We start from the raw sequence: 26,473 nt of genomic DNA, 5'->3' as shown, positions 1-26,473 counted from the left end.
TATGAAAAAAATCATCACCGGTGTCAAACCAACCGGCTCATCGATGCATCTCGGGAATCTCCTCGGTGCCGTACTTCCCTTTCAGAAGCTCGCGAAGGGAAATGATGCTGCGATATTTATCGCTGACCTCCACGCACTCACGAGTGTGAAGGATGGGGCAAAAATGCGCGACCAATCATATGAACTCGCTGTCGAATACCTCTCTATCTTCGGACTCGATACCGAGCTCACCATCTTTCGCCAATCAGACATCCACGACATCACCAAGCTCATGTGGGTAATGTCCAATGTGACACCATATTCTTTAATGGAACGCGCGCATAGTCATAAAGACTACCTTAATAAGCTTCATTTTTATGAAGATACTATTATGCCCTTCTTATTTGAGTGATTAAAAAGAGAGGTTAACGGCATCAGTGATATAGATACAATGCATGCTATAATGCGCTATTTTAGAACTCAAAGTTTAGATGAGGCTTTCAAGAACTTTAACATAAATACAGAAAAACTTGAAGAAATAATAGCAATGAAATTGCCACAAACACCAAACATGTGAGTTTTCAACTACCCTATCCTCATGGCGGCGGATATTATTGGCTATGATATCGACGCGGTGCCAGTGGGCAAGGATCAGATACAGCACCTCGAGATGACTCGTGATATTGCACGAGCGTTCAACAAGACGTACGGTCAAGAGGTTTTCCGCGAACCAGAGGCAATTGTCACTGAGTGACTCGCAACACTTCCAGGAACTGATGGACGAAAAATGTCGAAGAGTTACGATAACTTCATCGGCGTATTTGACGACGACAAGACGCTCAAGAAACGTGTCATGTCCATCGTGACGGGTTCTGAGTGAGTCGATGAAAAGAAGAAAAATCCAGATGAATGTAATGTCTTCAATCTGTATAAAGTTTTCGCAAGCGCTGAGCAAACTGCTGCACTCCGTGTGAAGTATGAATCAGAGAATATCGGATTCGGTTATGGTCATGCGAAAACTGAGCTTCTCAACGTGCTCACCGAGTACCTCCGCCCGTATCGCGAAGCGAGAGAAAAACTCCTCGCCAATCCTGACATCGTCGAAGCGAAACTCGCCGAATGAGCTCGTATCATGAACGAACGTTTGAGGTCGAAGATGAAGGTGGTGAAGGAGGTTACGGGGGTGAATTAGTATTATACCTTACATGCCATATACTCTCGAAGGATACATTGCCGAACAAAATCGATGACCAGAATATTTTCCGGTTGCTGATGTAGCGTGAGTACAAATCTATGCTCCAGATAAACCTATTGGGCTTGATTCGTATGATTTCATAGGCTCTTTTGCAAGGATGGAAATACTTAAAATGAAAGATACTATTCAGAGACTACTTTCTAGGATTACTCTTCTCTCGATGAATGATCCTATCGAACTTCCACTTGATGCTATGTGTATGAATTGCACTCATAGGGATATAGGATATGAAGTGGATTGTTCTTTGCTTCATATTAGACTTGGAGAAATATGAGCAATGGGAAGAGGCGCCATAAAAACCCATTCCAATATGCATTCTGTGTGTCCGCTTCATCAATTTTCTTCTTATTCTGATGCGGTTTGATCACTTGAGGCATGATCCACAGAAAATCGAATTCCTATAGATAATTTCCAGAAACATATCGGAGGACTTATTATGGAAAATGCTCGGATAGCTCCTAGTGAATTAGATTCTGATATATCCACCCATGTATGAATGCTTGGAGAAATTGGTATCCGTTTGGAATATGATTTCCCGAATCAGTGCAAGCGAATTGCTTTTACAACGCGCGCAGATTATGATAAAGTGCTTTCGCGAATTGCGAACACAGTTTTATTCAGTCATCCTGGAAAAGAAGCGATTCGATGGCGAGATCTCACGAGAGATTCCGAAGGAAAGATTCCATTCTTTGATACTTTATAATATTTCCCTATGCTCCACCTCTCTTTCCCCAACATCTCGCACAAATCTGCTTACCTTGAAATGCTCACTGAATGGAAGCAAAGCGGAGAATTTGAGCAATGACATGTCTCTCCGTGAGCACTCTTTCGTGGGAATACTTTCGAGGAATTTCTCCAAATATCAGAAGGTGACCTCACTGACGATCGGAATCGATGAGTTCCTGCCACGCTCTTTTTTCTCATGGATGGAGAGAAAATTCTTGGAGGAATCCAGATTCGACATCATATCGAACATCCGAATTTGAAAGAATATGGCTGACATATCGGCTATGGAATACGTCCGAGTGAGCGACGTCGGTGATATGCGACGGAGATGCTCCGACTCGCGCTCGATGAAGCTCGAAAAATCTGACTCGACCGAGTTATGCTCGGATGTTTCGATGACAATATTGGTTTTATCCGAACCATCGAAAAAAATGGTGGGATATTTGAGCGGTATACCGAATTTAATGGACAAAAGTCGAGGAGGTATTGGATAGAACTTCTTTAATGCCATTGATTTTCTCTCGGGAATTAATACAATAGGGCCCACTTGATAACTCCATCTATCATCATGAGCAATGTAATTCTTCGCATATAATCCTCCCTAAGATACGAAATTTTCGTCTCGGGGATTTTTCCTCGAGACTTTTTTTACCCAAAAAATATATGACTGCCAATCAACTCAAAACTATTATCATCGACATTGCACCACCAGGACTCTCGGATGAGGAACTTGATCATCGCATGAATGAGCTCGAATCACTTGTTTCGACTTATGGATGAGTGACGATCGTGAAGCGTGTTCAGAAGCGATTCACTCCTGATTATCGGACATTTATCGGAAGTGGAAAACTCGATGAGATTATTGCTATCGGGGAAGAACTCGGAGCGGAGCTTCTCATCATCGGAAACATCATGAAACCTGCTCAAGTCTGGAACGTGAATGAATATCTTCGAGAAGCGAAATCAAAAATCCAAGCCTGGGATCGAGTGGATTTGATTCTAAAGATTTTCGCACTTCATGCTGTCTCGCCAGAATCCAAGCTCCAGATTGAGCTCGCTGCCATCAAACATATGTGACCACGAATCTTTGGTATGGGAATGGAACTTTCGCGCCAATGAGGTGGATCTAAAAATGCAAAATGACAAGGTGAAACCAATACAGAAATCATGAAGCGACACTTGCGTGAGAAAGAATTTGTCCTTCTTGAGAAACTGAAAACGTACCAGAAAACCCGTTCGCTTCATCGCGAAAATCGCAAACGAAAAGGATTTCTCACTGTGGGAATTGTCGGATATACCAATGCAGGGAAGTCATCTCTCTTCAATGCACTGACGAAGAAATGAGTCCTTGCAGAAGATAAGCTTTTTGCGACACTCGGAACCAGTGTAGGGAAGATGTATATCGAGACGGAAGATGGAAGAGGACAAGAGATTCTCTTGAATGATACAATTGGTTTCATTCGTGATCTTCCACCGAATCTGATTGCCGCATTTCGTTCCACGCTTGAGGATTCGATAGAATCAGATATTCTCCTTCATGTGGTAGATGCTGGAGATCCTTGGATCGATGAGAAAATCCGAATTGTCGATGAGACACTCGAAAAAATCGGGGCACATCAAAAACGAATCTATGTTTTCAATAAATCTGACACTATTTCTGATGAACAAAAAAAGAACCTTCTGATGCAGTTTCAAGATCTAAAACCAATATTTCTCTCGGCACGGAGTCATGAGGGAATCAGTGATTTTGTGTACTTACTGTCTCAGAAGGCCATCATCGGTGGCTAGCTATCGACACTGATCTTTCCTGTACGTCTATCGAATGAAACTTTTCGAGAACGAGAATCATATCATACTTCCACAAAAAGCATAATGATATTTCTATTGATAACACCCGCCGATCCAGTACTAAAAAATGTACCAGTTTGTGTCATAAGAATTTGTCCAGTACCATTCCAAACGGCAGATTCTATAGTTGAACCAGTACACCATGCAACATTGATGATAGAATATTTTCGATCGCCATCATAGAAAGGTCGCTGAAATGTTCCTGTTGACAAGATAACTCCATTTGCGTCTTTATAAGTTGTTTCTATGCCTCCACTCCCAATTGTTAATGTTGTTTCTCGTGCAATCTCTCCATCATAGTTTGGCATATGCCCAGTGAAGATTTTTAGAGATTCATCGCGCAGCTTATCAGAAACGGCGTACTTTATTCGATTAGCTTTCTCTATATCCGTCTGTGGTTTCCAGTTGAATGAATTGGTAGCACCGATAAAAATCCCAATCATTGCTATTACGAGCATAATTTCAACCATTGTAAAGCCATATTTCTGGATTTTCCACATGTGGTATTGCCTTTTCATAGAGAATTTTTATTATTCACACAGATTTTATTCATTTTTCCTTATTTTCAAATATGAAATATATTTTTACTCTTCTTCTTTCGTTTCTTGTTTTTGTTTCTGGCGGTGTAGCTCTTGCGGCCACAGGTGACATGACGTCCGATACCGTCTCAGATCAGACAATTGCTTCACTGAAGGTTACTTCAGTAGACACGGTAGATAACTTTCGCTTGAATGTCATCTTTTCTGAGAGAGTAAATCTCGACACAGTAAAACTCAAGATCACCAAACAATCTGATAATAGTACACTGAAGATTGCTTCTCTCACTGGAAGTATAGAGGATAGCTCTATGGTGGGCGTGAATCTCGACACGGAACTTCAGGAAGGAACTGCCTACACACTTACTGTTATATCTGTTGTTGCAGAAAGTGGTGCAGTGATCACTGATGGTGCTCTTGCGATTCGTGATTTCATCACTCCGACTATACTCCAAAAGAGTGACGAATCGCTCAATGCTCCAACCAATCCAAATGCAGTGATGACTACTAGTACAGGATTGACTCCTACTACTTCAGGGCTTCCGAATCTCCGTCCAGTAGACTCTACTTCTGAGACAGCAACAGGAGCTACTCCAGTTGTACCAGTTACTGAAGAACTTCCTCTGACAGGTATGAATCCATTTTTCTTTCTCGTGGTGATTCTGCCTCTCGCATTTCTATTGATGAGAAAAAGAACTCTCTAATATCTCTTATACCGAGCTTGCTCGGTATTTTTTTCCTTCTCTTTTTCCCTACAAATGCAAAAAAAAAGTATTGATTCAACACTCGTTTTTATTGTTATTGCACTCGTAATCTTCTGAATGATTATGATTAGTTCCGTGAGTGTATATCCATCGTTCAAGATCACTTCTCGTATGGTGAGCCAGTGACTTCTTTCAGAATCCAATAACTATTTCTATCTCTCGAAGAACATTGCGCACGTTATTATCGGACTCTTTTCTCTCATGATTTTCTCGAAGATTCCTTACTTCTTTTTCGAAAAACATGTAAAAATAATCTTCTTCGTTTCCCTGTTGTTATTGTTTTCTGTGCTTTTTGTATGAGTAGAATACAATGGTGCACGAGGATGGCTCAATATTCCTGGACTTCCATCGATTCAACCAGTGGAATTTGCGAAGCTTGGGTTAGTACTTTTTCTCGCATTTTTTGTGAAGAAACGCCGTTCCATGCTTCCGAGTTTTACTGAGGGGTTTATTCCATTTTTTCTGATTGCATCTTCTGTATTTTTGCTTCTTGCTTTTCAGCCAGATTTTGGTTCTATTCTCATTATTGCACCTGTTGTTACGGCAATATATTTCGTAGCATGATGAAATATTCGCTACCTGCTTGTGACGCTTTTTATTGCTTTTATTGGGGCTGCAAGCATTTATGGATTGGGGAAATTGGGCGATCCAAAACAAAATTCTCTAGCATATATTTCATGACGTATTGATAACTTCTTCCAAGATACTCAAGTATTATTCGAGAAACAAAATCCTGATGGGAAAGATTATCAAATAAAGCAAGGGCTCATTGCTATCGGAAGTGGTGGATTTTTTGGTCTTGGATTTGGGAAATCCATCCAGAAATTCGGATATCTTCCAGAAGTGCAATGAGATTTTATCTTTTCGGTTATTGTGGAAGAACTCGGATTTTTTGGTGTGATGCTTCTTTTTTCAGCATATTTGATGATTGCTTATCGTGGGTATGCGATTGCTCGAGGCGTGAAGGATCCATTCTGAAAGTATGCTGCTTTCGGCATCACTACACTGATTCTTGTACAGATGTTCATCAATGTTGGAGTGAACCTCAATGTAGTACCACTTACTTGAGTTACCTTGCCATTTGTGAGTTATGGAGGCTCATCTCTGATCTCACTCCTGATTGCGACAGGAATTCTCCTCAATATTTCTCGCTATGTAGAGTACCGTCCCAATGCAATGCATGGATTTTCTTCACTGCAGAAAAGAAAGAAAGTATAACAAAAATCTCCATTAATTATGGAGATTTTTCAAATAACAAGAAAATAATTGCTAGACAATATCCTGATGTTCGACAACACCGTTGGTGTATTCACCGTTTTCGTATGCTTCTTGCCAGCTGATAGCATTCACTGGACACGCAGCAATAGAATCATCGACATCTTGTCATTCGTATGTTTCACAGTGTCGTACGATGGATAGCCCTTGGTCATTGAGTTCGAAGACATTCCCTGAAATAGCGGTACAAGCGCTACAGCCGATACAAGTACTATTAACGTGCGGTTTTCGTATTTTCTTGAGAGTGTTGATTGCGTCGGTGTTCATAGAAAAATAAAGAGAATAAATAACTCATAAAGTCTTGCGTATTATAGAGAAATGTCTATTATTCGCAAGAATAACTTTTGTCATTTTCTTATGCATCTTCAGCGCATCTACGATTATTCTCTCAGGATATTGATCGGTATTCTTCCGTTCACAACTTTTCTGTCTGTTTTTACATCACAGAAACTTGGGATTCCATGAGTCTCATTTTTGAAAGAAGGGCTTATTTTTGTGATGCTTTTCTGTCTCTTTATTGGATATGTGCAGTGAAAAATCAAGATACAGTGGACAAAATACGATTTCCTTATAGGAGTGTATGTTATTCTTCTTGCATGTATTACACTATTTACAACAGGTATTTCGGGACTCGTGTATGGAGGGAGGTATGATTTTGAATTCTTGGTTGTGTTTTTTGTTGTCTTTCATGGCTTTATTTTTCTCTCTCGACCAGCATCATATTATATACGGATTTTCCTTATTTCCGGTTGAATAGCACTATTTCTTGGTATGCTTCTCAAGTGGCCGCTTTCGGAAGATATTCTTCTCTATTTTGGTTATTCAGGAAATCCTTCGAATTGGCAGTTTGGTTCTGCAGTTCCGATTTTTCATGGAGTAGAGTGAGCAAATATTCGGAGATTTCAGGGGCTCTTTGATTGACCAAATACTATGGGAGCATTCCTTCTTCTCTATATTGGAGTTTTTGTATACTATTTCCGAAATTATAAAGCATGGCATTTTGTCATTGGAGGAATTGTGTTGCTGTTTATCGCATGTATTATTTACACATATTCTCGAAGCGCACTCTTGGGGCTTTTCGGTTGAGTATGATTTATCATACTTTTCTCTGGGCGATATTTGTACCAAAATTTCCCAAAACAAACTATTGCATTAGCCCTTATTGCACTTCTCGGAATCGGTGGTATATTTCTCCAGTATGGTGGAAACATAAAAGCTATCATAGAGCGTGGTGGGTCGTCAAAATGACATGCAGAACGCATGCTTATCGGAGTCCAACGATCTGTATCCCATCCTCTTGGACAATGACTTGGCTCTGCAGGTCCAGCATATCGCCATGTACTCGATCTTGCGGGGAAAGAAAAAAACGAGATAGAGAAAACCGATACATATTACATCCCTGAGAGTTGGTATATCCAGCAATTTATAGAAGGCGGATTTCTATGAGGATTCATATTTCTTATTCTTATGTGATTCATACTTTTCTGACTTTTCCGAGTTCATGTGATTCTTTCGGGAATGTTCATTTCCATTTTGATTATGAATTTCTTTCTTCATACATTCGAATCAAGTATGTTGTCGCTTTCCTTGTTCATTGTCATAGGGCTGTATCTTGCTTCTTACTCTTCACGATGAAGTCATGCTTCACGATAAAAAACACATAAAACTTCTTTTTGCTTCCCGACTCGTCTATGAAAAATGAGTCGATATTATCATAGAGGCTATCGAGAAAAGCATGCAAGATGACCAATTTGGTCCATATTTGGATTGGTATATTTGTTCTGATGGTTGATATGAAAATACCATTCATGAACTTGCGATAAAATATCCAGAGAATGTGAAATATTATGGAAAAGTAAAACCACAGAAACTTCGAGAGTTATATCAAGAGGCAGACTTTCTTCTTATGCCATCACGTTTTCTCGAGACTTTTTGATTGACAGCTCTGGAGTCGCTTGCATGTGGTACTCCAATTATTGGATGGAAAAAAGGATGACTCGATGTATTTATTCCTGATGAACTTGCTATCAATCCATTAGAACCAGTTGATTCTCTTCTGGAGATTCTCAGAAAATACATTTATCAAGATATTCCAGATCCAATAGATATTTCAAAGTACGATCAACATTTTTGGATAGATAGTGTGAGTCAGATTTTCGGATGAAAAGAGCAGATTTTGCTTGTGCATGATTATGATGATCTCATCGGTGGTGCGGAATACTATATAGAAACAGTGAAGAAATCATTCTCATCTCTTGGGAAAAGAGTTTTATTTTTCGGATATCATGGAAAAACAACTCCATGGAAACGGAGAATTATGTTTATAGTGTCTCTTTTTGCTTTCTGGAGGTGAATTCGTCTGAGAAAAATACTCGAACAAAACCAGCCAGATGCGATCTGGATGCATTCCGTTTTACGCTATGTGGGAATATGGTGAGTTCGAGAAGTGGCACGATATACTCGAGGAAGAAATGTTTCTGTATTTCTTTCGCATCATGACGTTGGGCTTATTGCTCCATTTCCACAGCATATCACAGAAGAAAATCAGATTCCAAATAATGCTTCACTCCTCGCTTTTATTCCACGAGACTTATCTCTTGTGCGGATGATTGTCAGTATTTTTAAGTGGTGATATGTTACGCTCCTGAAGAGCGTACTACCAGACAACACGAAGCATATTATTTTCTCATCATTTCTCGAAAAGAATATTCGTGCACATTTTCCGAATCAAGAGATTTTGCTTCTGCCTCACTCTTTCGATAAAGAAGTGTTCTATCCTTAGTTACATTCGCAATCCCATACTGCGAGATTACTCTCTGGGCTTGTGTTCTTGAGTCTTTCTGAGAGAAGTGTCGGATGGTCGTTGCGGATTTTTTCGAGAACTTCATAGATATCTTCTGGTTTTTCTACATGCACGAGTGCTGTTCGGTATTCTTTCACTCATGGGAATCCATGGAGATATTGGACAAGGTGCTTTCGTGCTTCCATCATTCCTTTTCTATTTTTCCATTCCCACAGGAGTTCTCCATGTAGTTTCATGGTTTCGAGGATTTCACCAAGTGTTGGTATATAGTTACCTGGGAGAAAACACCAAGGATTACCGAAAGATGCACGACCAATCATAAAACCGTCAAGATTTTTGTGAAAGGCTCAATCTTTGGATTCAGAGTTAAGATTCTTAGTTCACTGTATTCATCTATTCTCAGGATGAATCATCTTTTGCGCCCCATCTTCATATGATAGGATATCTCCATTGCAGAGGACAGGAATATGGAGATGTTGTTTGAGCTCGTAGATGCCAGTGAAATCTGCCTTTCCAGTGAATGCTTGTTTGTAGGTACGTCCATGTACGGATATGAGATTAGCACCCGCATTCTCGAGTCACTGACAGAACTCAATGAGTGGAGAATAATCTTCCCAACCAAGACGTGTTTTTACGGAAATAGGAATCTTGACTGCGCTCGCCATCTCTTCTACAATCTTGAATGCGGTATCACGATTGATCATGAGTGATGATCCATGTCAGCTTTTGACGACTTTTTTCGCAGGACAACCCATGTTGATATCGATTCCGGTGATGCCGTAGGATTCTATGATTTTTGCTGCTTCACGGAACATGACGGGATCTTTCCCGAAAATCTGGATAATCAGTGGATATTCGCTTGGATTATGAGTGAGCGCTTTTTTCTGGAGCTCTTTCGAATGTACGAGTCCATCGGCTGAGAAAAATTCACTAAAAACCACCGTTTGAGGTGCTATTTTTTTTACAATCTGACGGTAGGGGCTATCTGTATAGCCATCCATAGGGGCAAGTGCTGATATGGGTCACTGGGATGCGAGTTCCGACCAGAAGTTCTTATTCATAGAAAATACAGTGATAATCGGCGAATTTATATCCAGAAATCCTGAAAAATCCAACTTTTATATATTACAATTATTTATATTCATAATATGTCAAATAGATTTTTTCGCCTTTTTCCCTCGAACATGCTATTATGAAGACATATTCATACACATATACATAGTTGTTATGCCAAAAACTCTCAATCAGAAAGAACAGAAACGAGAAGCATTGCTTCGAAAGTTTGCATTTCCAAAGTCCGTCCGAGCAGTTATCTTGCTCGATATTCGAGATGATGTGATCCATTCATTTATCATGGATGCTTCCAGAGTGCTCAATATTGGGATCATCGAGTCAGATTCCGAAGAGGATATGAGCGCGTGCGATGCCTGCATAACTGATGGTCTTGGTGAGTTGAATCTCATCAATCTCACAAAATCTTCTGTAGTATCAATCCTTCCAAAGAATCATCCACTTATCGGAAGCTTCTCAGAATTTGATCCGATGAAGTTCGAAGGGAATGCATTTATCTATGATTCACTGAATCCATATCTCGTATTCGAGAAACTCATCCGTTATCTCGAGAATATCCGTTATGCATGAGATAAACGAACACTTCTGAATAATGTTGCGAAAACATTCTAAAAAAAAGAGCCTAGGCTCTTTTTTTGTTCTGGAGGATTGGTGTATTCACTTTGTCAGTGAAGAGAATTCCATCGAGATGATCGACTTCATGTTGTACGATTCGTGCAGAGAGATTCGAGAGCTTCATGACGTATTTTTTTCCATCAGGATCAAGAAATGTAACCTTGATACCTGTCCATCTTTCTACTTCTCCTGATTTCCCAGGAACAGAGAGACAACCTTCTTTATCAGAACAAGTTTCCTCCGTATGTTCTGTGATTTCAGGATTGATCATGGCAATAGTACGGAAGTTCTCATCTTCATAATCTTGCATCAAAGAGACGGCAATTAATCTTTTGTTGACACCTATCTGGGGTGCAGCGAGTCCGACAGCACCATTGTCTACATTTTTCACATACTTTACCATATCTTCTGCGAGGGATTTGTATTTTCGGATTTCGTCATTGCGGATAGTATCTGAGATGGATCTGAGAATTTCATTGTCATCACCGGTTTCGATAAGAAATTTTGCCATAGTTCTGTGCTATAAAGAAGGAAAAACAGATAAAAAGAAATGTAAAGGAAAATGCAATTTTCTAGTTGAATAATAGAGTATTTCCCATAAAATTCAAGTCAATTCAATGGCTAAATGGATTTATAATTTCTAGAATTATGCTTAATTTCCTCCGAAAACTGATTGCTCTCGATTCTCCAATTCGTGTCATGTATCACTCTTTTCGAGGGATGCTCGCATACTATCTCTCAGGGAATCCTGCGCGAGATATGGTCGTGATTGGCATCACAGGAACAAAGGGGAAGACAACGACATCGAATATTGTCGCAAAAGGACTCATTGCTGCAGGGAAAAAAGTAGCGATGTTTTCTACGGTAAATACGATCATCAATGGGGAAGAGGAAGAAAATAAACTCAAAATGACAACGCCATCACCATTTGTTGTTTGGGATTTTATCCGTCGAGCCAAGGATGCAGAATGTGACTATCTCGTCATGGAGACCTCGAGTCATGCACTCTACTACAATCGTGTCTACGGTCTCCGTTATGACGTTGCCGTTCTCACGAATGTGAGTCAGGATCACCTCGATCTTCACAAGACGATGGAGAATTATGTCGATACGAAACTTCTTCTTTTCAAGAATCTGTACAAATACGGAATCCGTAAGAATATACGAAAAGTCGGTGTGGTAAATATTGATTCTGACTATGCTTCTCGATTTCTCTCGAAAGATATTGTTGTCGATAATGTGTATACTTTTGGATTCTCACCTACTGCGCAAGTACGTGCAGAGAATGTTTTTCTTTCTGCTACGGGAGTTTCATTCGATGTTCGTATGGCTTCTGCTCAGTTCCATATTGATTCGAAACTTCAGGGCGAGTTCAACATCATGAATATTCTTGCGGCGATTTGTGTATTAGTCTCACAGAAAGTCGATATTGCAACTATTCAGAAAATGCTCTGAACAATAGGTGGAATTCCTGGGCGTCTCGAAGAAATTCCGAATATGCGCGGTGCAAAGATATTTGTCGATTATGCACATACGGAAGAGTCTCTCAAGAGTGTTCTCGAGACTCTGAAGAAAATCGAAGGAACAAAACGAATTATTACTCTTTTTGGTGCGACAGGTGATCGAGATAAAACAAAACGACCAAAAATGGGACGTATTGTCGATATTCTTTCCGATGTTGTGATTCTCACGGATGATGATACATATACAGAAGATTCACTTGCTATCATTCGTGATGTTGCAGTTGGTATCAAGCGAAAAGAAGGAAACTGATTCTGGATTATTCCCGATCGTGAAGATGCGATTCGTACAGCTCTCTTGATGCTTCAGAAATGAGATATTCTCCTCGCAGCAGGGAAAGGTGCTGAGACAACACAAGTGCTTCAGTTTGGCCCACGACCATGGAATGATCGACAAGTTATCGAGCGAATATTGATGGAGATTGAGAGTCAGGTGATGGTTTAGTTTTCTATACTTTTACCCAGCTTCATCTGCCAATAGGGCTTCCCATAGCATTTTGAAGATAGACCACTTTTTGCACTTTGAGGATTGCTTCTATGATTGGTGAACTTTGTGGGAGTTTCCCAATTTCTTTTCCAGATGCGTCTATGATAGGAATACCTTCACCATTCTCTCTATAATCAGGGAATAATATTCTTATAACTTTTCCGTTACAAGTGGCTTGTATTACTTTCCTTCCTTCTTTTTGTTCTTTTTTATCGACAATAATTGATTCCATTACTATTGGATTAATCATAACTTCCGTCTGAACACGTGCATTCATAAAATAAAATAGTAGAAAATAAAAACTCCTCCAGTTTTTACTGAAGGAGAGGTACATGATTTCTTGGAATATTTCTAAAACTCCATAAATCTCCCCTTCAGTGTATTCTGAAAGAAGAAAGAGAAATAGAAGAATGTAGAGGAAATACTCTTTTGCATGAATGGATAATATGTATTCTCGTGGCTATGTCAATGTTTTGAGAGAAAATGATAGAAAAATCCCTCCGATTTAGGAGGGATTTGAGTTTCTATTCGAAGAATGTATCAACTACTTTTCGGTATGCAAGACGATTCTTGATATCTTCGTAGTAAGCATCTCCTGGAACGAGTTTTTCTCGAAGACGAGTCACGACTGCCTCATTTTCATACTGAGAAATCACTTTCTCAACCTCTACCTTGATTTCTTCTTCCGTTGCTTCTGTACCCTTGAGTTCACGAATCTTACGGAGAAGGAGTTCTGCCTTGAGACGACGTTCTGCTTCAGATTTTACTGTTTCTTCCTTGTACATTTCTTCGGATTTCTTCAGGTGATCAAGGTACATCTTCATATTGTATCCTTGTTGTTCGAGATTGGCTGTATGTTCCTGAAAGAGTTGATTGATCTCATTCGCGAGAAGTTCAGGTCCTACTTCGAATGAAGCAGCCTCGATCATCTGTTGCATGAGTGTATCTTCGTCTTTTGCGCGAGCTTCGTATTCTTTCTTGGCTGAGAGCTCTCCTCGAATAATCTCCTTGAGACCTGCGAGATCTGTCTTCTTGCCACGGAGTTTCTCGATGAATTCTTCAGTGAATTCTGGAGTGTGTGGTTTCTCGATCTTTTCGATATTGGCAACAAAATGAACCTTTCGTCCCTTGAAATCATCGCTATGGTAATCCTTCGGGAAAGTGATATCGAAAGCCACTTCATCTCCAACTTTTGCACCAATGAGTTTCTCCTCGAATCCAGGAATGAAATTTCCAGAACCAATCACGAGTGGATAGTTCGGAACGCGAGTTTCCGCGATAGCTTCACCACCCTTCTTGTCGTATCCCTGTGCAGAGATAGTGGCACGATCTCCATTCTCGATAGTGAGAGTAGAAGTATCTGCACCATCATCAGTATGAGAACCAGCTTCGTGGAAATGTGTGAATCGAGCCTTGATAGCCTCGATCTCAGCATCCACAGATTCGTCAGTGACTTCGAATGGAGTTTTCTTTACTTTGATTTTGCCCAGTTTCTTCTCATCGATCTCAATCTCTGGAAGTGTTTCGATCTCGATAATGAGCTCGATTGGATCAAGAGATTTTACTTCGGTGATTTTTCCAGGAGCAATAGGGAGGATATTGTCCTTCTTGAGCATCTTCGGATAGAGCTTCTCAACAACATGATCGAGTGCCTGGTTCTGGATGAATTCCTCACCGTATTCACGGATGATAACAGTATCAGGAATATTTGATCCCTTCTTGAATCCCTTCACACGACCTTCGGCGCGGATTTTCTCGATGACAACTTTTTTCGCCTTTTCGAGTTCTACTCCTGATTCCTTCACAGTGACAGAGAGGAGGTAGCTATTCTTGCGAGTAACAGTAGATTGCATTGCAGTTCTGAATTAGAAATTAAAAATTCGATTTTATGAGAAATAAAAATCCCGAATAAAACGGGAGAATTATATGAGAAAGTGAGGAAAAGGCAAAAAATATTACCTAATTAGTGGAGATTCATTATGTGGACAACCTTCCACTCATCCACAATAGCACATGAGAACGCATCTTCCAGACCAACGATGTTCTGTTTCTGGGGCAATTCTTTTCTCAACTCGAAGAGATGTTTGACGTAGAACGTCTCATGTTTTATAGAGATGTTGGAGTATCCATTGTATTCATGAAGGGTTTTCGGATCACGCGAGCATCTTTGCTAGAATGATAGCCGATGTTTCATCGGCCTTTAAAGGCGGTAATCATTGTGTAACTCGCGATGGAATATATCAAGCTCCTCAATTAGGTTTTTGGGTTTCCGAAAAATCAAGTCACATAGTTTTTTTAAGTTAGAAGTTATATATATAATATTTATAATTTTCATCTGTCAATATTTCTTTTTTCCGAAAAATTTCTATACTCATCTCATGAATCAATCTGAACTTCTCTCGCTTTCGAACGATTTTCTCGCTCGGAAAAATAATCTCAAAAAAGATGATATTCTCTCGCTGCGTGAAGTGGTGCGCGAACATAATCGCCTCTATCATATCGATGAACAGCCGATTATTTCGGATACCGAGTATGATCAGCTTTTCCATGCACTGGCTCGACTGGAATCTGATCATGACATGTTTGACGTGGATTCTCCAACAGCTCGGCTTGCTATCCTTGCATCCGAACAATTCCAGAAGGTGAAGCATCTCTATCCGATGATTTCTCTCGATAATACGTACAGTATCGAAGAAGTTAGGGAATGGAATGAGCGGATGCTACGGATACTCACCTCACCCCAACCCTCTCCTAAAGGAGAGGGGGCTCAGGTACAATTCCCCTTCTCTGGAGGAGAAGGGGACAGGGGATGAGGTGGGTTTTCTTATTATGTCCAGCCGAAATATGATGGACTCGGGCTCGCGGTCATCTATGAATATGGGAAACTCGTGCAAGCTATCACTCGTGGAAGTGGTGTGGAAGGGGAAGATGTGACACTTGGAGCATTCGAGATACAGGATATTCCGAAAGATATTCTCTCGCTTCGAGAGGTTCCGCGTATGGAAATCCGCGGAGAGGTTATGATGAGTCGGACGACGTTCGAACGTGTGAATCGAGAGCGACTTGAACTTGAGGAAAAACTTTTTGCGAATCCTCGAAATGCTGCATCTGGATCACTGCGTCAACTCGATCCACTGATTACCCGTTCGCGCAATCTCCAGTTTTTTGCCTATAGCGTACCACAGATAGAACAAGATATTGAATATTCAGGATTCAAAATTCAGAATTATCACGAACTCATGACTCTTCTTTCTGATTGGGGATTTGAGCGTGAAGATTTCCCATTCACGCAAGTGGACGGAATCGATACATTGTGCGAGATTATCGAGGATGAGACTCGGAATCGGCGAGAGCATTTCGACTTTGATATCGATGGTATGGTATTGAAGGTGGATGATATGACTCTCTGGGATTCACTCGGACGCACAGAGCATCATCCTCGTTATGCGATCGCATACAAGTTCCCAGCCAAGCAAGTTCGCACGAAGGTACTCTCTATCGAACATTCTGTTGGACGAACTGGTACTGTGACTCCAGTCGCAAATCTGGAAGCAGTAGAAGTGACAGGTGTTATCGTAAAACGTGCTACACTCCATAACTATGATGAACTCGCGAAAAAAGATGTTCGAGTAGGGGATAGTGTTTTTATCATGCGGGCGGGGGAAGTGATTCCTGAGGTTGTATCAGTCATCACAGAAGTTCGTACAGGAGGCGAAGAAAAGTTATTGCCTCCAGAATCTTGCCCTGTATGTTCGACAAAACTGGAACAGGATGAGGGAAAAGTTGCTATTTTTTGTCCGAATCGTCATTGTCCAGCGAAAATCCAGGGTCAACTCGAAATGTTCGTCTCGAAACAATGACTCAACATCGATGGTCTGGGTGAAAAGCAGATTGAACTGCTTCTTGAGCTTGGATGGATTACGGATTTCGTGTCTGTATTTCATCTCTCTCGTCACCGAGAGGAATTCTTCTCACTCGAATGATACAAGGAAAAATCAGTGAATAACCTTCTGGAATCTATAGAAAATGCTCGAAATACGACGCTTGATCGGTTATTTGTGGCTCTTGGGATTCCGAATGTTGGGAAGAAAACGGCGAAGTTGATCACGAACGTTGTGTTGTCATCCTGAGCGGAACGAATGAAGTGAGTAGAGTCGAATGGATCTGCTCAAAAACTTCTCGAAGCAGATTCCTCGATTGCGACTATCGCCTCCACTCGGAATGACAAAATCCTGAGCGCTATTTTCTCAGTTACAGAAGAAGATCTTATTGCAGTGAAGGATATCTGACCAGAAACCGCCCGTGCTTTTGTTGAATATGTGGAAGAGAACAGTCTGCTTATTGAGAGATTCCTTCATGAACTCACAATTACTCTTCCTAAAACCAACTCACCAACTCACCAACTCACCAGCCCACTATCCTGAAAATCATTCTGTGTAACTGGTTCTTTTGAGGGTATTTCTCGTGATGAGATCCATGAACTCATCGAGAAAAATGGTGGAGAAGTACGAACTTCAGTTTCCGCGAAGCTTGATTATCTCATTGTCGGGACAGATGCGGGCTCAAAAAAAACCAAGGCGGAAAGCCTTGGTGTGAAGTGTATTGGGATAGAGGAATTTCAGAAGATGATTTAGACTGAGATTGTATCTTGAAGCCAAGAGAGTCTATCATGAGTGGATTGGTGAATTGCAGCAACACCATCGCCGACTCGTTCCATACGATTGAGAGTTGCCTGAAGAAGTTGTCTTTGAGTGATATCTTGAATTGCGTTTACCCGATCTTGTACTCATGTAATAACCTCTGGATCTTTGAGGAGATTTCCGAGTTCTGCGAGTACTGTCTTTTCGACATCTTCTGGGAGTTTTGTAGATTCAGCTGATTCGATAACTCCGGACGGAGCATCGAGACGATAGAGGACATTGATTTTCATATGTATATAAAGAAAAATACTACTCCATTTAGAGTAGCATTTATTTCGCTTTATCGCAAGGAATTGGAGTTGACGAATCAGGAGATTAATGACATCCACCACCACAATCTCCACATCCTCCCGTTCCACAAGAACCTCCGTGTTCATGATCCTCATCGTCACCGAGAATAGAGATGAACATGCTCTTGATCTCATCATATGCAGGTACTTCACCCTGAAATATCATATCGCGGAATTCGATAGATTCCTCTTCGATAGCAAGAGCAGGATTTTCTGTGATTCCAAGCTCCATCTTGTAGGCTGGATCATCGGTAGTTTCGACGCGTACAGCATCTGCGAGCGCGAGTTCTGTCAGTGCTTGGTTTACAAGTGTTTGGAGATTTTCGAGTTCTGTTCCAGAACCAACGAGTTTTATGAGCATAGAATGGTGATTAGTTATTGGTAATCTTTATGGGCCTTTTGTCATTTCGACGAAGGAGAAATCTCTTTTTCTTGCAATTATGAGTATAAATATAATTTCTTCATCATAAGATGAGTTTGAAAGGGGTCCCTCGTTCCTCGGGATGACAAAACAGGGGATAATTCCTGAGTATATATCACAAGAAAGAATATGAATTTCCAGAAAAAAGCAAGAAAAAACCGCCCGAAGGCGGTATTTCGATTATTCAGCTTTTTCTTCTTTTGCTGTAGCGACACCAACGTCTGCAACGGATGTTGCTTCAGTTTCTTCTTTTTGCTTCTTCGGAGCATGTACAGTGACGACTGCTTCTTCCGCATGAGAGAGAACTTGGAATTTTTTCGCATCAATTTTCACATCAGAAATATGAAGAGTCTTTCCCATATGGTCGAGCGCAGAGATATCAACCTCAAACGCATCAACGATATCTTTTGGAAGACATTTTACTTCGATAGACTCGAGTGATTGGTGAATTTGTCCACCTTCGATGACTGCTGGAGATGTTCCAACGAGAGTCACAGGAATATGAACATGAACTTCAGCCTTCATATCTACTGTGAGGAAGTCGATATGAAGAGGTTTTCCAGTCACAGGGTGCTTCTGGAGTTCTTGGATAAGAACAGGGTAAGACTTCTTCTCTACATTGAGAGTGAAGACATGACTTTGTCCGACTTCTCGGTAGAGGCGAATGAACTCAGAAGTTCCCACCTTTACGCTTGTCGAAGGGACATCCTTGCCGTATACGACTGCTGGAACTGAACCGTTTTCACGGGTTTCACGAGCGGTCTCTGTACGGATCTTTGCTTCGAGAGTATGCATAAATAATGCGAGTTATGAAATAAGCTTGCGCATTATAGGGAAATATGAGAAAAAGCAAATTTTCGTATAAAAAAATAGAAATGAAGTTTTCTCATTTCTATTTCAGATCATGTTCGTTTGTTTTCTTGATTCTTATCCTCCAGAGATAGCACCAGCGAGGTTCATAATCGGTTGCATAATACCTACCGCAATAAAACCGATAACAACCGCCATAATAGATAGAATAATTGGTTCAATCATTTTCTGGATACCACCGATAGCAATATCCACTTCTTCATCGTAGAAGTCCGCGATCTTGATGATTGTTTCCCCGATTTGTGCGGTTTCTTCACCTACGCGAAGCATAGAAATAAGAAGATCAGGGAAGAGTGGGTCATCTTCGAGGGATTCAGCCATCTTCATACCATTTTTCACATCATTTCGGAGTAGGAGAAGGCGTTGGTGGTATACCTCATTACCGACAGCATTTGCTACGATACGAATCGCTTCTACAACAGAAACTCCACTGGCAATCAAGTTCGAGAATACACGTGCAAAGCGGGAAAGTACTACTTTTCTGAGGAGTGGTCCAAAAATAGGCATATGCAATAACATGCCATCGTAACGATATTTTCCCTCTCTTGTTCGTTTCCAGATATTGAGAGCCACATAAAATCCAACTCCTATTATTGCAAGTGTGAGCCAATTATTCTGGAAAAAATGACTCGTTTTCAGGATGTATTGTGTCGCAGTTGGAAGAGTCTCAGGATCTCAGAAAAACGAAGTCAATGTCGGAATAACTTTTACCATAAGGACTGTCACACATATCACCATACCGACAATCAGGAGAATCGGATAGGTCATAGCTCCTTTGATTTTTCGTGTGATTGAGTCTACTTTTTCTGTCTGATCTGCGATTTGTATGAGCGCTTGATTGAGTTTTCCTGTTTTTTCTCAGGCTTCTATGATAGATACTTCAGCATCAGCAAAACATCAATAATATTGTTCCAGAGCATCGTGCATCGGTGATCATCCCTGGATTTTTCCGATCATAAATTCATAGAACTTTATCATATTCTTGTCCTTCTCTTGTTTCTTCAGTGCAGAAAGACTCTTGAGAACCGTGAGATTCGCATTCACCATTGTCGCCATGATTCGGAAGAATACTACTTTTTGACGCAAACTGATAGATCATTTCTTGAAAACAATCCCCAGCATGTACGTCAGAATACTTTCTTCCTTTTTTTCTTGGATTCATTCCTTGATATCCATGATGATGATATCTGCATTGGTGTTTGTAGGCATAGTTCCGTTTATAGAGTATAGATAAAGGTTTTATGTATTTTCTTTTGCCGCTGCATAGACTTCCTCCAGTGAAGTTCGTCCATTGAGCGCCTTGATGATACCATCTTGCTCGAGCGAAGTCATTCCATCATCGATTGCAGTGTCATTGATAGCTGTAGCACTTGATCCTTCGATGATCATTTTCTTGATATTTGGAGTGATTTCCAGAATCTCATAGATACCAACTCGACCTTTGTACCCGACATTATCACATTCTGGACAACCAACTGCCTGATAAAACAATGGTTTCTGGAGAATTTCTGCAGGGATACGAGAAATAAGTTCTTCTTTTTTGGTTCTCTTGAGAGCTTTTTCTACACGAGAACGAACGTGCGGATCGAGATCCTGCATTGTTACAGGTTTTTTACACTTACAGAGTTTTCGGATAAGACGTTGCGCGATGATAGCATTGATAGAAGCTGGAAGAAGAAATGGCTGTATTCCCATGTTGAGAATACGAGTAATTGTCTCAGCAGCAGAATTCGTATGGATCGTCGATACCACGAGGTGACCTGTCAAGGCTGCTTCGATCGCGACATTGATGGTCTCATGATCACGGATTTCTCAAACCATGATAATATCAGGATCTTGGCGGAGAGCAGTACGGAGTCCGTAGGCAAAGTTATATCCAATGTCTGGAAACATCTGAGATTGATTGAGCCCATCGATTTGACTTTCTACTGGATCCTCGAGCGTCATGATGTTCACATCAGGAGAATTGAGCTTCGAGAGGCAAGAGTAGAGAGTGGTCGATTTACCAGAACCAGTTGGTCCAGAAGTGAGGATAATTCCGTTTGGAAGAGAAATTGCTTTCTCGAGCAATTCCTTATTGTGTCACTCGATACCGAGTTCGAAAAGATCAGGAATTTTTTTACTTTTGTCTACGATACGCATTACTATCTTTTCTCCATGAACTGTTGGCAGAGTTGAGACACGAAGATCGAGAGCTTTATTGTTGATAACAGTAGAGATACGACCATCTTGTGGAATACGTGATTCATCGATTTTCAGATTCGCCATAATCTTGAATCTGGCTACAACCTGTTGATGGAGAAATGTCTGATACTCAAGAATCTCACGAAGAGTACCATCTACACGATACCGGAGGCGGACAATATTGGTCAGAGGTTCGATATGAATATCAGAACTTCCTATTTCCACCGCACCAATAATCATGAGATCACAGATTTGACTGACGTTTTCTCATTTGTAGATTTGTTCTTTGAGTATTTCTATAGAGGAAGTAGACATATTTTTTTATTATTTCTTGGTGAACACAACGATTTTTTCGAATTCATCTTCCAGAGATCGGAGTGTATTGGCTCTCTGAGCGAGCATATATACTTGACTTGCTGCATCTGCAGTAGGTGATGAAACTATACCGCTTGTTCCATTTTTGTACTCTTGGAATTTCTGAGAAAGGGTACTGAGTGCTGTTTTCGTATCTCCACACAAAGATCATTGTTTTGTACATTCTTCTATATTCTGAGTGAGAGATTCACTCAACACTTTTTCACGTGCTTTGATATTTTCTTCGAGAGCAATCATATCAGTTGCAGAAACACCACGTACATAGAATCGCAGAGTGACACGTCCAGAATTTTCTTTGTCTGTTGGTTGATCTTCTACAGGATCTTGGAGTCCAAAATTCACGATTGTAATCAGAGGATTTGTCATGACACCAGGAATATCTTTTTCCGTCATGACACCTGTACTTGTGAGAAGCTCAGGATTACCTGTAATATTCAGGAATTGGATAAAATCCGTAATATCTTTATTTTTTGCCTTGAAAGATATTTGGAGATCAAATGTTCCAATATTTTCTGGTATTTCTGTGCCTTCTTTTCCGATCGTAATTCCTTGCATTCAAAGGATAAGGTTACTTTCCAGATTGAATTTTTTGAGAATCTTTGTTTCAATAAATTGGACGTATTCTTTTAGAGTTATATTGTCTTCTTCAATAGTTCCTGATACAGGACTGAGTGTTGGAAGGATACTGTTAAGTTTTTTCTTGTATTGGTTGATAACTTTTTTCTCATCTTGCGTTACATCATTTCCCATGGCGTCTTTGAGCCATTCAAGATATGTGTTATTTTGCGCAGCAGGACTTTTCTTGAGAACCTCTTTTGTTCCATCCACATCTGATTTCATAATCTTGAGGAGCTCAGTATATTCAGTTCTTTTCCCGATAATAGTGTCAAGATCAGTGAGTGTCAATCCGTTTGCTTCCGTATTTTGATACGTATCAATATTTGCATTTGTTACTTCAGTAGCAGCATTGATCTTATCAATACCAGAAACGATATATGAATAAGTCCATATTCCAAGCACAAAAAGAATTGTAACTTGTCCGATAGCCGTATAGGTGAGATGTTCTTTTTGGGAATTCGTAAGCATAAAGAAAAAAGTTATTATTTTTCATCAAATGGTACATATCGTACCTGAATAGGAAGAGTTGTTCGTGTACTGAAGATTTTATTTCCTTCCGTTTCGTTGATTTTATCAGAACTGAGCGTTGTTGGAGGATTGAGAAGAATAAAATGACTCTTTGTAGTATCATTCAATGCCTCGATAAAATCAAGAGCTTCTATACGGGATGATCCGAGCCCTCCGTTGGTATTGTCTGCACCAATATCTTTTCCATCGATAGTACACTGTGTAGTGAGTACACCATCAGCATCAATACTTATACCAGTACATTGGATGTTATTCACCATATATTGTGATGTATTCATGACATTTTGAAATTGATTCATAATTGTGTCGACCCGTACTTTCTTGTCATGCATATCTATCACAAAAAGTTTCTCCTTGGAATTCGCCATGAGATTTCGGGTAATCTTAATGGGAATGTATTCATTGAGTTTTTTGAGAATGTCTTCCTGAAGTTGTTTTTGCTTCTCGGCGTAGATATTTCCAATGGTCGTGATTGTACTGCATCCTCGAGTTTCAGTATCAAGGTTTACACCATAGCTCATATACGGGCATAGGAATGGATATTTTGTCGCGAATGAGCCAGTCTCTTGAGAACGCAAGAAAACATGAAGCGAACCCAAAATCACCGCTACAATAGCAATCGGTAAAACATACGAAAGAACAGTTGTGACCGTTTCGAGGCCCGACTTTTCCGCCTTTTTTCCGACACTGATTTTCCCGTCACTTGTTTCCTGGAAGAAGTCACTATATACCGAGGTATCTGCTTTCTTCGTGAGAAAAGTGTTATCATCCGTTCATGGAGTAGTAGATTCCTGTCATGAAGCAGATTCTTGAGTGTTGTTTACCATAAAAAGAATAAAATAATACTTCTTGTAGAATAACACTTTCGTCTTATTCTTGCAAATTTGTCCACAATTTTTCTATTGAAGTATAATAATTCTCTCTTGTAATATAAAAAACAATAGTTTTCCTGATAAATGTCTCCTAATGTTTCTCCACCTTTCTTTTTATATTGCCTTTTTTCGTAGTCTCTGTAGATACTTCGTGAATACTCTGATTTCTATTTTTGTAGTCGCTATACATCACATGAACGACTCCAGTGATTGGGATAGCGAGAATAATACCAGCAATTCCCCCAAGAGAAGCCCCTGCAAGCATAACAATAAAAACGAGAAATGGAGAAAGATCGAGCGCTTTGCTCATAACATAAGGAACAAAAACATTATTCTCGAGTTGTTGGATGATGATATAGAGGATAATAATGACAAATGCTGCCTTCCAAGAAGTTCAGAGTCCAATAATAGCAGCAGGAATGAGTGCAATCAGTGGTCAGATATATGGAATGAATTCCATGATTCCGCCAATAAGTGCCAATGTGAAGGTACTTCATGTATCAAAACCAAAAATCCATTTTACCAAAAGAAGTCCAATGTACGTTGTAACAAATATACTCAATGAGAGAATCAGTGTGGCTCGAATCCATGATGTACACACTTGTTGAATCGATCGGTAATGATTCCTGAGGTATGTATCGATGCGATCAGGGGCAATTTCTATGATAAAGTTTCCAATAGTTTTTCGTTCGAGTACCATGAGAAATGTGGTAATCCCTATCAGAATCCAATTCGTGACAACACCCCCGACGGCACTGACTATTGATATTCCGCCACTTGTGAGAGATGATATTTGATTGGTGAGGATAGATTGGATATTTCCCGCATTTTGTTTGATTATATCGAGAGTATGTTCGATATTATTTTCTCCCAGAATAAAAAGAATTATTTTCTCAATATATGCATTGAAGTGAAATCCAGTAATTCCTTCTCGCATATATACCTCTTGAGCTTGGTTCACCCAATTGATCACCAGAGTCACTGTATCTGTGAGATAGTCAATAATAATCGGTATAAGCGTTCCAATCACAATACTTCCAAGAAGCAATATGATAATATATACAATAATGACTGTCACTCCTGCATGAATATGATACTTCTCCCATTTTTCTACTAGCGGATTCACGAGAATAGTAATGAATCCTGCAATTCCTATTATGAGAATGATAGGGGAGAGAATATATAGAATATAAAATCCGAAGACTATGAAAATAAGAATAAGGATTTTCTTGATCCAGATGGATAGATCGTGGTGCATAGAATACAAAATTATGGAGCCATTATAAATAAAACTCCTGTATTGCAAACAAGAGTTTTATTTTTGGAGACTTTCCACCTTCTTTTCGAGAATATATATCATATGTTCGAGAAATTCTTTGAGAATCGCTTTTTTTGTTTCACTGACTTTCATCTTTTCCAGACGTTTTTCTCGTAACTCAAGTGATGTTAGTATTTTCTTGTAGGCTTCCTTCCTTTCACTCTCCTCAGGTAAACTCTTCTGGAGCTGTGCATCGAGTTCTTTGAGAATTTTTGTCCCTTGAATTTTGTATGACTCGATGATATATTCATTGAGATCTTTCTTTACTTGCTCCTCTTCCTCGGGTGTGATAATGTGAGAATCTTCTTGTGGTGTGATACTGCCTGATGCACTTTTTTCGAGTATATCTTCTCCACTTCCTGTCGTTACCTCATTGGTTACTTCTTCATTTTCTTGGGCTGCAAAAAGACTATTTCTAGGCATCAATATGCTAGAAAATAAGGAGAAAAAGAAAATGATGGAAAGAAGAAATCGTTTCATTGGGCTGAAGAGTACTCGCAATATTCAGAAAAGCAAATCTCCAATGTAAATTTTCCGTGAAGATTAGACATTATTCCGAAGAACCGTGAATTTTTCTCCATCAAAAAGGCAAAGAGAAAGGAAAATATCTCAATACTTGAGAAATACTTTCATTCCTCAAGCAAGAGCTGAGTGCTTATTTTGAAGGAAAATTTCTTTTCCATTTTTCAGATCGAGGTAGACCGGTTCTTCTATCGAAATAGTTGGTATATGTGGAAAAAGAATATCGTAAGGAATGGGCGTCGGGTTTTCGATATCGGTACACATCGATTCCTCCAGATAATGTCCTCTATCCAGAAAAATATGGGTTCGCCGGAGTTCACTGATATAACCGCTCTCGAGTCCGAAAAACGAACTAATAGTGGGAGCAAGGGACCTGATATATCCTCCAGAAGATATAGTCAGACTGATAGAAATGGTATCCGGAAGAGAAAAATCAAGTATTTTCACATCCTTTATATGTATATTTCTTTCTTGTATCTCGAATTCGATTCCTTGTCGCACCAGATCATAGGCACGTTTTCCATGAACATGCAGTGCACTGTATTTTGGAGGAATTTGCGTTTTTTGATTTTCGAGAAATATTTTTAGTTCTTCTGCGGTTTTTTCTTGGATATTTTTGGTATCCATTGGAATAACTTCTGTTCCGAGATCGAGTGAATCTGTTTTTCCATCGAGACGTACACGAAAAGTATAGCGTTTATATGTATTCTCGAGTTCTGGAATCAGTTTTGTACTATTTCCCGTAGCAATGAGAAGACAACCAGTCGCGAGTGGATCGAGCGTTCCAGAATGTCCGATTTTCTTGATATTCAGGATTTTTCGGAGTTTTCGTATCACATCGAAACTCGTCATCTGAATTGGTTTATCAATGAGATAAAACATGAGAAACATTATTA

The 26,473-nt window shown here is 39.9% G+C and carries 28 protein-coding genes; 12 read left to right on the top strand and 16 right to left on the bottom strand.

Going from position 1 to position 26,473, the window contains the following annotated elements; genetic code table 25:
* Position 1 precedes the first annotated feature (1 nt).
* From trpS to hflX, 4 genes are all read left to right on the top strand, one after another.
* Complete coding sequence (gene trpS / locus PHY14_03870; protein ID MDD2694046.1) at positions 2-1,171, top strand: tryptophan--tRNA ligase; 1,170 nt, start codon at positions 2-4, stop codon at positions 1,169-1,171.
* Between the two features lie 13 nt (positions 1,172-1,184).
* Complete coding sequence (locus PHY14_03865) at positions 1,185-1,937, top strand: hypothetical protein (GenBank protein ID MDD2694045.1); 753 nt, start codon at positions 1,185-1,187, stop codon at positions 1,935-1,937.
* 9 nt (positions 1,938-1,946) lie between these two features.
* Positions 1,947-2,465, top strand: a complete 519-nt coding sequence (locus tag PHY14_03860; GenBank protein MDD2694044.1) for a GNAT family N-acetyltransferase — start codon at positions 1,947-1,949, stop codon at positions 2,463-2,465.
* Positions 2,466-2,623: 158 nt separating this feature from the next.
* The gene (gene hflX / locus PHY14_03855; GenBank protein MDD2694043.1) at positions 2,624-3,748 is read left to right on the top strand and encodes a GTPase HflX; all 1,125 of its coding nucleotides are present in this window, start codon (positions 2,624-2,626) and stop codon (positions 3,746-3,748) included.
* Here the strand turns inward: hflX and PHY14_03850 are convergent.
* On the bottom strand, positions 3,745-4,326 hold the full coding sequence (locus tag PHY14_03850; GenBank protein MDD2694042.1) for a type II secretion system protein: 582 nt from the start codon (positions 4,324-4,326) through the stop codon (positions 3,745-3,747). The two genes, hflX and PHY14_03850, sit on opposite strands and share 4 nt — an antisense overlap.
* 53 nt (positions 4,327-4,379) lie before the next feature.
* On the opposite strand from PHY14_03850, the gene PHY14_03845 reads away from it, so the two are divergent.
* Complete coding sequence (locus PHY14_03845) at positions 4,380-5,048, top strand: hypothetical protein (GenBank protein ID MDD2694041.1); 669 nt, start codon at positions 4,380-4,382, stop codon at positions 5,046-5,048.
* Between the two features lie 54 nt (positions 5,049-5,102).
* Complete coding sequence (locus tag PHY14_03840) at positions 5,103-6,326, top strand: FtsW/RodA/SpoVE family cell cycle protein (protein ID MDD2694040.1); 1,224 nt, start codon at positions 5,103-5,105, stop codon at positions 6,324-6,326.
* A gap of 51 nt (positions 6,327-6,377) precedes the next feature.
* Here PHY14_03840 and PHY14_03835 read toward each other — a convergent pair whose 3' ends face one another.
* Positions 6,378-6,650: a ferredoxin gene (locus tag PHY14_03835; protein ID MDD2694039.1), complete on the bottom strand. Its 273-nt coding sequence runs from the start codon at positions 6,648-6,650 to the stop codon at positions 6,378-6,380.
* A gap of 90 nt (positions 6,651-6,740) precedes the next feature.
* On the opposite strand from PHY14_03835, the gene PHY14_03830 reads away from it, so the two are divergent.
* Together PHY14_03830 and PHY14_03825 are read left to right on the top strand one after the other, a co-directional pair.
* Positions 6,741-8,036: a hypothetical protein gene (locus tag PHY14_03830; protein MDD2694038.1), complete on the top strand. Its 1,296-nt coding sequence runs from the start codon at positions 6,741-6,743 to the stop codon at positions 8,034-8,036.
* On the top strand, positions 8,023-9,165 hold the full coding sequence (locus PHY14_03825; protein MDD2694037.1) for a glycosyltransferase: 1,143 nt from the start codon (positions 8,023-8,025) through the stop codon (positions 9,163-9,165). Before PHY14_03830 ends, PHY14_03825 begins: the two co-directional genes overlap by 14 nt.
* On the opposite strand, the gene PHY14_03820 is transcribed toward PHY14_03825, so the two are convergent.
* Positions 9,162-10,247 carry a tRNA-dihydrouridine synthase family protein gene (locus PHY14_03820; protein ID MDD2694036.1) on the bottom strand — a complete coding sequence of 362 codons (1,086 nt, stop codon included), beginning with the start codon at positions 10,245-10,247 and terminating at the stop codon, positions 9,162-9,164. The two genes, PHY14_03825 and PHY14_03820, sit on opposite strands and share 4 nt — an antisense overlap.
* 166 nt (positions 10,248-10,413) lie before the next feature.
* On the opposite strand from PHY14_03820, the gene PHY14_03815 reads away from it, so the two are divergent.
* Positions 10,414-10,869, top strand: coding sequence for a hypothetical protein (locus tag PHY14_03815; GenBank protein MDD2694035.1), 456 nt, complete (start codon positions 10,414-10,416; stop codon positions 10,867-10,869).
* A 10-nt stretch (positions 10,870-10,879) separates the two neighbouring features.
* Here PHY14_03815 and def read toward each other — a convergent pair whose 3' ends face one another.
* Complete coding sequence (def, locus tag PHY14_03810) at positions 10,880-11,383, bottom strand: peptide deformylase (protein ID MDD2694034.1); 504 nt, start codon at positions 11,381-11,383, stop codon at positions 10,880-10,882.
* 137 nt (positions 11,384-11,520) lie between these two features.
* Between def and PHY14_03805 the strand changes: the two genes are divergently transcribed.
* Entirely contained in the window at positions 11,521-12,837 is a 1,317-nt protein-coding gene (locus PHY14_03805; protein MDD2694033.1) for a UDP-N-acetylmuramoyl-L-alanyl-D-glutamate--2,6-diaminopimelate ligase, read from the top strand.
* 4 nt (positions 12,838-12,841) lie between these two features.
* Here the strand turns inward: PHY14_03805 and PHY14_03800 are convergent, their stop codons facing one another.
* Positions 12,842-13,156: a hypothetical protein gene (locus tag PHY14_03800; protein ID MDD2694032.1), complete on the bottom strand. Its 315-nt coding sequence runs from the start codon at positions 13,154-13,156 to the stop codon at positions 12,842-12,844.
* Positions 13,157-13,403: 247 nt separating this feature from the next.
* Positions 13,404-14,732 carry a trigger factor gene (gene tig / locus PHY14_03795; protein ID MDD2694031.1) on the bottom strand — a complete coding sequence of 443 codons (1,329 nt, stop codon included), beginning with the start codon at positions 14,730-14,732 and terminating at the stop codon, positions 13,404-13,406.
* A gap of 128 nt (positions 14,733-14,860) precedes the next feature.
* On the opposite strand from tig, the gene PHY14_03790 reads away from it, so the two are divergent.
* Together PHY14_03790 and ligA are read left to right on the top strand one after the other, a co-directional pair.
* Complete coding sequence (locus PHY14_03790) at positions 14,861-15,061, top strand: hypothetical protein (protein MDD2694030.1); 201 nt, start codon at positions 14,861-14,863, stop codon at positions 15,059-15,061.
* 196 nt (positions 15,062-15,257) lie between these two features.
* A complete protein-coding gene (ligA, locus tag PHY14_03785; GenBank protein MDD2694029.1) occupies positions 15,258-17,513 on the top strand; it encodes an NAD-dependent DNA ligase LigA in 2,256 nt (751 codons plus the stop codon).
* Here the strand turns inward: ligA and PHY14_03780 are convergent.
* The 10 genes from PHY14_03780 to truB all read right to left on the bottom strand — a co-directional run bounded on the left by PHY14_03780 (position 17,510) and on the right by truB (position 26,459).
* Entirely contained in the window at positions 17,510-17,809 is a 300-nt protein-coding gene (locus PHY14_03780; GenBank protein ID MDD2694028.1) for a hypothetical protein, read from the bottom strand. The genes ligA and PHY14_03780 overlap by 4 nt on opposite strands.
* Positions 17,810-17,894: 85 nt before the next feature.
* Positions 17,895-18,230 (bottom strand): hypothetical protein, encoded by a 336-nt coding sequence (locus PHY14_03775; GenBank protein ID MDD2694027.1) that lies wholly within the window; start codon positions 18,228-18,230, stop codon positions 17,895-17,897.
* 240 nt (positions 18,231-18,470) lie between these two features.
* Positions 18,471-19,085 carry a 50S ribosomal protein L25 gene (locus tag PHY14_03770; protein MDD2694026.1) on the bottom strand — a complete coding sequence of 205 codons (615 nt, stop codon included), beginning with the start codon at positions 19,083-19,085 and terminating at the stop codon, positions 18,471-18,473.
* A 132-nt stretch (positions 19,086-19,217) separates the two neighbouring features.
* Positions 19,218-20,369 carry a type II secretion system F family protein gene (locus PHY14_03765; protein MDD2694025.1) on the bottom strand — a complete coding sequence of 384 codons (1,152 nt, stop codon included), beginning with the start codon at positions 20,367-20,369 and terminating at the stop codon, positions 19,218-19,220.
* A gap of 30 nt (positions 20,370-20,399) precedes the next feature.
* Complete coding sequence (locus tag PHY14_03760; protein MDD2694024.1) at positions 20,400-21,659, bottom strand: GspE/PulE family protein; 1,260 nt, start codon at positions 21,657-21,659, stop codon at positions 20,400-20,402.
* Positions 21,660-21,668: 9 nt separating this feature from the next.
* Positions 21,669-22,805: a hypothetical protein gene (locus PHY14_03755; protein ID MDD2694023.1), complete on the bottom strand. Its 1,137-nt coding sequence runs from the start codon at positions 22,803-22,805 to the stop codon at positions 21,669-21,671.
* 14 nt (positions 22,806-22,819) lie between these two features.
* A complete protein-coding gene (locus PHY14_03750; GenBank protein MDD2694022.1) occupies positions 22,820-23,692 on the bottom strand; it encodes a hypothetical protein in 873 nt (290 codons plus the stop codon).
* Positions 23,693-23,828: 136 nt separating this feature from the next.
* Positions 23,829-24,995, bottom strand: coding sequence for an AI-2E family transporter (locus PHY14_03745; protein ID MDD2694021.1), 1,167 nt, complete (start codon positions 24,993-24,995; stop codon positions 23,829-23,831).
* Between the two features lie 57 nt (positions 24,996-25,052).
* Entirely contained in the window at positions 25,053-25,478 is a 426-nt protein-coding gene (locus PHY14_03740; GenBank protein MDD2694020.1) for a hypothetical protein, read from the bottom strand.
* A gap of 120 nt (positions 25,479-25,598) precedes the next feature.
* On the bottom strand, positions 25,599-26,459 hold the full coding sequence (gene truB, locus PHY14_03735) for a tRNA pseudouridine(55) synthase TruB (protein ID MDD2694019.1): 861 nt from the start codon (positions 26,457-26,459) through the stop codon (positions 25,599-25,601).
* Between the last annotated feature and the right edge of the window lie 14 nt (positions 26,460-26,473).

The organism is Candidatus Gracilibacteria bacterium, assembly GCA_028687475.1.
Classification (GTDB): domain Bacteria; phylum Patescibacteriota; class Gracilibacteria; order BD1-5; family UBA2023; genus STC-74.
This window is presented reverse-complemented; position numbering and strand designations above follow the sequence as displayed.